The sequence below is a fragment of the Vibrio sp. R12-SW3-ISO1 genome (assembly GCF_059834005.1).
On record NZ_JCBDGK010000016.1, the window covers coordinates 1 to 7,963 of the forward strand.

Annotated in this window: 11 protein-coding genes; 9 read left to right on the forward strand and 2 right to left on the reverse strand. The window is 45.2% G+C overall.

The annotated features are described in order from the left end of the window. Positions 1–416: 416 nt before the first annotated feature. On the reverse strand, positions 417–830 hold the full coding sequence (locus tag AC6R0R_RS04920; protein WP_500625901.1) for a helix-turn-helix transcriptional regulator: 414 nt from the start codon (positions 828–830) through the stop codon (positions 417–419). Between the two features lie 121 nt (positions 831–951). Here AC6R0R_RS04920 and AC6R0R_RS04925 point away from each other — a divergent pair, with 121 nt between their 5' ends. From AC6R0R_RS04925 to AC6R0R_RS04940, 4 genes are all read left to right on the forward strand, one after another. Then, positions 952–2,253 carry a phage/plasmid replication protein, II/X family gene (locus AC6R0R_RS04925; protein WP_500625902.1) on the forward strand — a complete coding sequence of 434 codons (1,302 nt, stop codon included), beginning with the start codon at positions 952–954 and terminating at the stop codon, positions 2,251–2,253. A 9-nt stretch (positions 2,254–2,262) separates the two neighbouring features. Next, a complete protein-coding gene (locus tag AC6R0R_RS04930) occupies positions 2,263–2,544 on the forward strand; it encodes a single-stranded DNA-binding protein (RefSeq protein WP_500625903.1) in 282 nt (93 codons plus the stop codon). Further along, entirely contained in the window at positions 2,541–2,873 is a 333-nt protein-coding gene (locus AC6R0R_RS04935; protein ID WP_500625904.1) for a hypothetical protein, read from the forward strand. Before AC6R0R_RS04930 ends, AC6R0R_RS04935 begins: the two co-directional genes overlap by 4 nt. Positions 2,874–2,941: 68 nt before the next feature. After that, complete coding sequence (locus AC6R0R_RS04940) at positions 2,942–3,163, forward strand: DNA polymerase III subunit alpha (protein ID WP_500625905.1); 222 nt, start codon at positions 2,942–2,944, stop codon at positions 3,161–3,163. Positions 3,164–3,491: 328 nt separating this feature from the next. On the opposite strand, the gene AC6R0R_RS04945 is transcribed toward AC6R0R_RS04940, so the two are convergent. Then, positions 3,492–3,854, reverse strand: a complete 363-nt coding sequence (locus tag AC6R0R_RS04945) for a hypothetical protein (protein WP_500625906.1) — start codon at positions 3,852–3,854, stop codon at positions 3,492–3,494. A 258-nt stretch (positions 3,855–4,112) separates the two neighbouring features. Here AC6R0R_RS04945 and ccoN point away from each other — a divergent pair, with 258 nt between their 5' ends. The 5 genes from ccoN (at position 4,113) to AC6R0R_RS04970 (ending at position 7,923) form a co-directional block, all read left to right on the forward strand. Continuing rightward, positions 4,113–5,540, forward strand: coding sequence for a cytochrome-c oxidase, cbb3-type subunit I (ccoN, locus tag AC6R0R_RS04950; protein WP_334555362.1), 1,428 nt, complete (start codon positions 4,113–4,115; stop codon positions 5,538–5,540). 12 nt (positions 5,541–5,552) lie between these two features. Beyond that, positions 5,553–6,173, forward strand: a complete 621-nt coding sequence (ccoO, locus tag AC6R0R_RS04955; protein WP_334555361.1) for a cytochrome-c oxidase, cbb3-type subunit II — start codon at positions 5,553–5,555, stop codon at positions 6,171–6,173. A gap of 15 nt (positions 6,174–6,188) precedes the next feature. Continuing rightward, complete coding sequence (locus AC6R0R_RS04960) at positions 6,189–6,365, forward strand: cbb3-type cytochrome oxidase subunit 3 (RefSeq protein ID WP_334555360.1); 177 nt, start codon at positions 6,189–6,191, stop codon at positions 6,363–6,365. Continuing rightward, complete coding sequence (ccoP, locus tag AC6R0R_RS04965) at positions 6,362–7,339, forward strand: cytochrome-c oxidase, cbb3-type subunit III (protein WP_500625907.1); 978 nt, start codon at positions 6,362–6,364, stop codon at positions 7,337–7,339. Before AC6R0R_RS04960 ends, ccoP begins: the two co-directional genes overlap by 4 nt. Before the next feature lie 104 nt (positions 7,340–7,443). Next, positions 7,444–7,923 carry a FixH family protein gene (locus AC6R0R_RS04970; RefSeq protein WP_500625908.1) on the forward strand — a complete coding sequence of 160 codons (480 nt, stop codon included), beginning with the start codon at positions 7,444–7,446 and terminating at the stop codon, positions 7,921–7,923. Positions 7,924–7,963: the final 40 nt, after the last annotated feature.

Consider the following 7,963-nt stretch of genomic DNA (forward strand, 5'->3'; position numbering starts at 1 on the left):
TCGTAACATAATTTCCATAATGCGCATTAATTGAGTATGTCATTTTTTTCGACATTTTTGACATACTCGCCCCGCAGGGAAAAGGCCGCACACTTAGGTTCTTGGGCATGACTTCCCCAAACGGCCGCAAACCCGCTCCCTTTTCTTGAGCACAAAAAAACACCCCTCATTCTTGCTAAGATTTCCCTCGCAGAGACTCTCAACATCAAAGGGGCGTTGTCCAACTGGAACCCGCTATTCAATCAGCTTACCCTCTGCCTTTTTGGGAGGGACCCGCTACTGCGGGAGGGATCCAAAATGGCAGAGGGTACACTATTGATTTTTGTTACATAGCTTGCATGGAATCGTGAGGTACTTCGCGAGTTATGGGAGTAGACTCCCTTTAATAGTCTACTCTTGTGTAATATTTACACCCATTACTCTTGCTCTGAATGTATTGCAGCTAGGTATGCATTCTCTTTTTCTTCTTCCAAGAGCCTTGCTCTCATCACATCTTCTTCGCTTTTAACTGCAAGATCTTCAATGAATCTTTTATGGTCAGGAACATGCTTCCATGTTGCTAAAGTCTCCAAATCTCCACGTGCGGTTGCTTTAGCTCGTTCATAGATGAAGTCTTCCAAACTGTACTTGGTATAGAGTTCTCCATTACATATCTCATCAGCTGTTATCTTCAAGTTCTCAGCTAATAACTTTATCTGAGTAGCTTTAGGTTCGGTCTCTCCGTTTTCCCATTTCAAGTACGTCTGCTTAGCCACTTTCACTTTTTTAGCTATCTGTTCTTGTGTTAAGCCTTGTTGCAAGCGTGCTTGCTTAATTACATCTTTTAACATCAAAAAATCCCTGTAGGTACGTTTATTTATTATTGTACTACCACGTTTTTACACCAAAGGCTTGAGGTAATGAAAAATAATAGGTAAGTTATAAAAAAACGTACTTGACAGGTTTTTGGTGATGCTCGATTTATTGCGTGTAATGGTTCCTTTTAAAGCTGAATATTGCTTCCAGCTTGAGAACCGTTCGTCTGCAAATCAGGCATATCACCTCGAACTGGATGTTAGAAAAGTATCTTCTGAACTGGGTATAACCACAGGTGTTAGGACATTACAGCGCAATGCTGATATGACCATCTCATCAGTGAGTGGTGAATACATCCCTTATGACTCGATACCAACTAGCTTTACTGGTGTCGCTATCAAGTTCAACAATGGTTCTCCTAACGTACCACCATCTATCGAAATCAAAGCTAGTCCTGCAAAAATCCTTCAAGGTCACAACATCTTCGGTCCATGCTCGATATTACTTGGGTATGCTGAAATGTGTTCCGCGCTGGAACTCTCTCATCCGATGCTTGCAGATATGCTTGAATGGGATTTAGCTGAAGTGATGCAGCTGGATTGCACGTTCTCGGCAAATGTTGGCACTGAACAGAAAGCAAAACAGGCAATCGCTCATATGGCCAATGTGTCTCATGGGCAAGTTAAAGCATCACGTAGTGAATACGAAACAACGTGTTATCACAACAGAGCGTCTTCACACTGGCGTGGTAAGTGTTACTCAAAACAGCATGAGTTCGAGAAGCAATACAATGATTATCGGGCAAAGGCAGAGAAGGGTGATCAACACGCTCAATCTATTGTTGATGCGATGTCAGACCCACGACTACACCGCTTTGTAAGATGGCTAATCCGCTTTGAGGCAAGCGTAACGAAACGCAAATTAAAAGAACTGAATATACCGACAAAAATCAACGACCTAATTAACTACCAACAGCAGCTCCAAGAAACAGGCAAAGAGTTAATCCAAGAGTTATGGCTAATGACATATGGAGAGCTGATAAACCATACATATAGGGGTCACTCCATGAATATCTATGATGATGAATTAGTACAAAACACCTTGCGACTTAAACACCAGAAAGTAACGCCAAAGGGCAACATTAGTTATGCAAAAGCGGATAGGGCGTTCTCGTTTTATCGTCGTCTAGTCAATGAAGGGTACCTTGAAGTTAAACGCTCGTTCTCTGTAACCAAAACGTTTTACAACAACTTCAACTTGCTGCTAGATGCTGGATTTACCAAGGCTCAGCTACAGAACTTACAAGGTAATGGCATGAATAAGGTTGTGCCGTTGGTTGATGTAATTACCGTTGACTTCTCCCAACAATATCCGGACTGGTACTTGGAGCCTGAGTTCGGTCCGTTAACTCGCCAATTACTTGCTAATGATAACGTTGTTCAGCTTCGAACAGCCTAGGAATACACCATGTTAAAAATAGAAATCTTCGAAGACGATGTGTGTGTTGATATACGCACAACCAAGCCAAAAGATGACAAACCAGCACGCAAAATCTATGAGCAAGTTGCTTATGTTTATCTGGGTGGCAAGTTCCCAACACAAATGAAACTGTCGCTTGATGAAGACCAAAAACCTTATCCGGCTGGCATGTATACCGTTGAAAGTTCAAGTTATGTCGTGAATAACTTCGGTTCACTTGAGCTAAAACGCTTCGGCTTGAGTATGGTGGCCTTGGAGCCTGAACTATGAAAACACCGACACCAGAGCAAATTAAAAAAGAATGCGGTCTGCCAGACAATGCTCAGTACATCGGCTGGCTAGTGCATAACCCAAATCAAGATGACTTCTTGATACGTTATCACTTGGATGGTTCGGCTTGGTGCTTAATGCCTGACACGGCTCATCGGTTCGAATGCTTCCAGTCTGCAAGCGATGCGATTAAGCAGCTGGACATAGCAAACAAAGCAATCGTGGTAATCGCGTTCGACTTGGACAGTCAGGTTGTGGTGATTGCACCAGACCAATATCGAGATGAGTTCCAATCCGAATCCAACAATCCGTTTAGAGCACAAGCCTAAACAAATTAGCCCGTAACTGGTAGGACAGCTACGGGCTACTCACAATCAACTTGATAAGGAAGTTAATCATGAAGGAATACACCTTAGACGATGCACAAGCTGTTGCCAATGACTTATGCGATATCTCGTTGTTCTTAAACTCAGAATCTTGTCAGAACAACGAAGAACTTAGAGCAGCAGTCTGGGAACGGATGCAAATCCAAGTCGAAAACTTACAATGCATCTTGAACTGGTTAGAAATGGCACCAACAGTTAAAGCGCACCGTGAGAACGCCACAACAATCGAATAAATACCGCAATCATTAGTGCGCATTATGTATATTATGTTAAATTAACTCCAAGCAAACACAGGGGGTACCACTCCCTATCCAATCTACCCATCCAATGAGCTGTTCCATTAAACATAACTGTATTTACCATAAAATACCTAATAATCAGTTTGTTAATCAAAGATTTCCAAAGCTGATTATTAGTGCTGAGCGATATCATAATTTGTGATTTCGACGAAAAACTCGCACGTTTTCTCGCTCGTTCGCGTCAAATTTAACATCTCACTGTTCGAGCTATTGGCTATCAAAATGGATTGTAGGACGTCAATTATCCCACGTTTGGGCGCTGTTACATTCGAAACTTGATTGTCGCTTCTTTGGCATCGTTACGGTCGCGCAAGCTTAAGTTTAACGCTTCATTGACGGGAGCCTCGAGTCTCCAGTCGGTGTCACTTTCCGTAATTGTTTGCGGTGATTCTAAGGATTTTAGCAGCCACTTTGTGTTGGGCTTGGTGATGATAATCTCGTTTGCCTCAAATTTTGCGGTGAAGCGGTCGTTTTCGACAACAAATGTGCAGGCGTGTTTGAGTTCGCACACCACTTCTATCGCGTCTTTGTGCGTGATAGTACGCCAGAAAAACGCCGTCAGAAGCAAGGTTAACATGATGATTATTTGAGCAAAACGACCTCTTGTAAGTTTTTGGGCTGCCATTCTGTTGGGTTCTCCGTGTAACAAACTTCAAACTTTTAAAATAAAAGGCCAAAACCTGACCAAGTGTAAGGTTACTATGCTGTCATTGAATTGTTAAATGAAGTATAGTTGGCGGCTGAAAGTGCCACTTTTTTTAAAAACTGGCAAGATTATTTAACCAACTGAGATTGGCGACATTTTCTTGAGGTTTTGGGTGGCATTACGACATGTGTCGTGTTGGAAGTAAAGTGTAGTTAATTAGAAATTGGAAGCATGCAAATGAGCCAAGAAAAGCAGCTAGAACAAAACTACAACTATACAGTCGTCCGTCAGTTTACCTTAGTGACTATTCTCTGGGGTATTGTCGGCATGGCTGTTGGTGTTTTGATTGCCGCTCAATTAGTTTGGCCACAGCTAAACTTTGATACGCCGTGGTTGACGTACAGTCGCTTACGTCCTCTGCATACTAATGCGGTTATTTTTGCGTTTGGTACAAGTGCCCTATTCGCAACGTCTTATTACGTTGTACAGAGAACTTGTCAAACACGTCTATTTGGTGGCCCTCTCGTCGCCTTCACCTTCTGGGGTTGGCAGGCAATTATCCTCGCAGCCGCGATCACTCTCCCACTCGGTTTTACCTCGGGTAAAGAGTACGCGGAACTAGAATGGCCGATCGATATTGCGATCGCTGTTGTCTGGGTGGCTTACGCAGTGGTGTTCTTCGGCACACTGATTACGCGTAAAACATCACACATCTACGTGGCAAACTGGTTCTTTGGTGCGTTCATCATCACTGTCGCTGTATTGCATATTGTTAACAGCATGGCGATTCCGGTCTCTATGGGTAAGTCTTACTCTGTCTACTCCGGTGCCGTTGATGCAATGGTACAATGGTGGTACGGACACAACGCGGTAGGTTTCCTACTGACTGCTGGCTTCCTTGGCATGATGTATTACTTTGTTCCTAAGCAAGCTGAACGTCCCGTTTATTCATACCGTTTGTCGATTGTTCACTTCTGGGCATTGGTCTCGCTATACATCTGGGCAGGCCCACACCACCTTCACTACACGGCTCTGCCTGACTGGACTCAGTCGCTCGGTATGGTGATGTCTCTCGTATTGTTCGCACCTTCTTGGGGTGGCATGATCAACGGTATCATGACGCTATCTGGCGCATGGCACAAACTTCGTTATGACCCAATTTTGCGTTTCCTTATCGTATCTCTGTCGTTCTACGGCATGTCAACCTTTGAAGGCCCGATGATGTCGATTAAGACCGTCAATGCCCTTTCCCACTACACTGACTGGACAATCGGTCACGTGCACTCAGGGGCGTTAGGTTGGGTTGCTATGGTGTCGATTGGTTCGGTTTACCACTTGGTTCCGCGTCTATTCGGTCAGCAACGTATGTACTCTGTTGGCATGATCAACGCCCACTTCTGGCTTGCCACTATCGGTACTGTTCTTTACATCGTAGCGATGTGGATTTCGGGCGTTATGCAGGGCCTAATGTGGCGCGCAGTGAACTCAGACGGCACATTAACGTATAGTTTTGTAGAGTCTGTGCAAGCGTCTTACCCGTTCTATTTTGTACGTTTCCTAGGTGGCTTTATCTTCCTAGCAGGTATGTTCCTCATGGCATACAACACGTACAAAACCGTTACCGCGCCAAAAGATAGCCTGAAAGCTATCCCGCAACCGGCTTAAGGAGATTAAAGAATGAGTTCAAATTCTAACAATCGCCACGAACTAGTAGAACGTAATGTCGGTTTGCTTGCGATCCTGATCGTGTTTGCCATCAGTTTGGGTGCGCTGGTAGAAATCACGCCACTGATTTTCCAAAAACAGACAACGGAGCCGGTTGAAAACTTGCGTCCCTATTCTGCGTTGGAACTCGAAGGTCGTGATATTTACATTCGCGAAGGTTGCAACGTGTGCCACAGCCAGATGATTCGTCCTTTCCGTTCGGAAACAGAGCGCTACGGTCACTACTCCGTCGCGGGCGAAAGCGTTTGGGAGCATCCGTTCTTATGGGGCTCTAAGCGTACAGGTCCAGATCTTGCGCGCGTTGGTGGCCGTTACTCTGACGAGTGGCACCGCGTTCACTTGATTGACCCACGCGAGTTGGTTCCTGAGTCAAACATGCCTGGTTTCCCATGGCTAGCTGACAATGAACTGGATGGTAAGGACACTGAGAAGAAATTGCGTATTTTCCGCGACCTATTCGGCGTGCCTTACACAGATGAACAAATCGCAAACGCGTCTAAAGATGTAGAAGGTAAAACAGAGATGGATGCCATCATTGCTTATCTTCAGTCTCTTGGTCACGCAATGAAGTAAATAAGGGGTGACGTAATGGATATCGGTACTATTCACAGTATTTGGACCATTGTTCTGTTCGTGAGCTTTATTGGCGTTGTGTGGTGGGCTTACGGCAAAAACCGTAAAGCTCGCTTCGAAGAAGATGCCAACCTTGTCTTTGCTGACGAGATTGAACAGCCCAAAAAAGAACAGGGAGTGACTAAGCAATGACGACGTTTTGGAGTCTTTGGATAATTATCATCACGGTCGGAACACTGGTCGGCTGTGCTGCCCTACTTATCTGGTGTCTTAAAGACAAAATGGGCGTAGAGGAAGGCGCTGATATGGGCCATGAATACGATGGTATTCGTGAGCTTAACAATCCTCTACCTAAATGGTGGGCCTACCTTTTCATTGGTACGTTCGTATTCGCAGCGATCTATTTAACGCTTTATCCAGGTCTTGGCAGCTTTAAAGGTGTCTTGGGCTGGCAGAGCTCAGATCAAACCGTTCGTTCGGTTGAAGAGTCAAAAGCGTCGATTGCCGCCTCTCAAGAGAACAAGCAGCTAGTACAATACGCCAAAGAGCTTGATGATGCAGATGCCTACTTTGGTGAAGCATTCAAGCGACTTGCGTATGTTGATGGCTCCTCTGAACTGCGCCCTATCCCTGCGATTGCAGCGGATGATGAAGCAGTAAAAGTGGGTCAGCGCCTGTTCTTACAAAACTGTTCGCAGTGTCACGGCTCTGACGCTCGCGGTCAAAAAGGATTCCCTAATTTGACTGACGACGCATGGCTATACGGCGGCGAGCCAGAAGCTATCGTGACCACCATCATGCAAGGCCGAATCGGTCAAATGCCTGCGTGGAAAGATGCGCTTGGCGAAGAAGGTGTGAAAGAAGTCGTGAGCTATACGCTGAGCTTGTCAGGTCGTAGCGTGAACGCGCGAGAAGCAGAAGCGGGTAAAGTACGTTTTGCGGTTTGTGCGGCTTGTCATGGTACGGACGGTAAAGGTAACCCAGCTGTGGGTGCACCGGATCTGACTGACCAAGATTGGTTGTTCGGTGGCTCGCGTGCTGAAGTGACAGAGACGGTCATGAACGGCCGCTCAGGCGTAATGCCTGCTTGGAAAGACATACTAGGTGAAGACAAAGTGCAACTTGTCGCTGCCTATGTATGGAGTCTAAGCAACTCAGAACAATAAGTTACATTTCAATTCCAGCCCCATGCTGTCAACAGATGGTAATGGGGCTGTCTTTCCTTTACAGTTAAAGCCCTGATTTCATTTTATAAATTGAGAACTTTTTTATGGAAAAGCCTTGGTACAAGCAGTTTTGGCCGTGGTTTCTAATCATCCTTCCATCGATCGTGGTGGTATGGACTATTATAACGGTCGTTATTTTCACTCAGAACTCGGTCGATCTGGTTACTGAGGATTACTATAAAAAAGGAAAAGGGATCAACGTTGATATTTCAAAGATTAACGTTGCAAAAGAGTTAGGACTGAGCGCTCAAGTCGTCTCTGACGAAAACGCTATCGTCATCACGCTTGATAAAGGCACTCTCGAACACTTCCCCGCAATCACCGCGATGTTTGCCCATCGCACACTACCTGATCGCGATTTTAGCCGATTACTGACGTCTGACGCCAAAGGTCAATATCGCTTTGAGCTTGACGATGCGCTGCAAGGCCCTTGGTTTATCGAACTGACCCCTCATGATGCACAATGGTTAATTCAAGGCCGCGTGACATTCCCTTCTGAGATGGCCATCCCTCTTTCCAACTAATTGATGTAAGCGTAGCTATGTGTAAATCGTGTTACCACTG

Excerpts from the sequence above, each read along its gene's own strand:
- AC6R0R_RS04945 (WP_500625906.1), bottom strand. The coding sequence starts at position 3,854 with ATGGCAGCCCAAAAACTTACAAGAGGTCGTTTTGCTCAAATAATCATC.
- ccoP (WP_500625907.1), top strand. The coding sequence starts at position 6,362 with ATGACGACGTTTTGGAGTCTTTGGATAATTATCATCACGGTCGGAACA.
- AC6R0R_RS04920 (WP_500625901.1), bottom strand. The coding sequence starts at position 830 with ATGTTAAAAGATGTAATTAAGCAAGCACGCTTGCAACAAGGCTTAACA.
- AC6R0R_RS04960 (WP_334555360.1), top strand. The coding sequence starts at position 6,189 with ATGGATATCGGTACTATTCACAGTATTTGGACCATTGTTCTGTTCGTG.
- AC6R0R_RS04930 (WP_500625903.1), top strand. The coding sequence starts at position 2,263 with ATGTTAAAAATAGAAATCTTCGAAGACGATGTGTGTGTTGATATACGC.
- AC6R0R_RS04925 (WP_500625902.1), top strand. The coding sequence starts at position 952 with ATGCTCGATTTATTGCGTGTAATGGTTCCTTTTAAAGCTGAATATTGC.
- AC6R0R_RS04940 (WP_500625905.1), top strand. The coding sequence starts at position 2,942 with ATGAAGGAATACACCTTAGACGATGCACAAGCTGTTGCCAATGACTTA.
- ccoN (WP_334555362.1), top strand. The coding sequence starts at position 4,113 with ATGAGCCAAGAAAAGCAGCTAGAACAAAACTACAACTATACAGTCGTC.
- AC6R0R_RS04970 (WP_500625908.1), top strand. The coding sequence starts at position 7,444 with ATGGAAAAGCCTTGGTACAAGCAGTTTTGGCCGTGGTTTCTAATCATC.
- ccoO (WP_334555361.1), top strand. The coding sequence starts at position 5,553 with ATGAGTTCAAATTCTAACAATCGCCACGAACTAGTAGAACGTAATGTC.
- AC6R0R_RS04935 (WP_500625904.1), top strand. The coding sequence starts at position 2,541 with ATGAAAACACCGACACCAGAGCAAATTAAAAAAGAATGCGGTCTGCCA.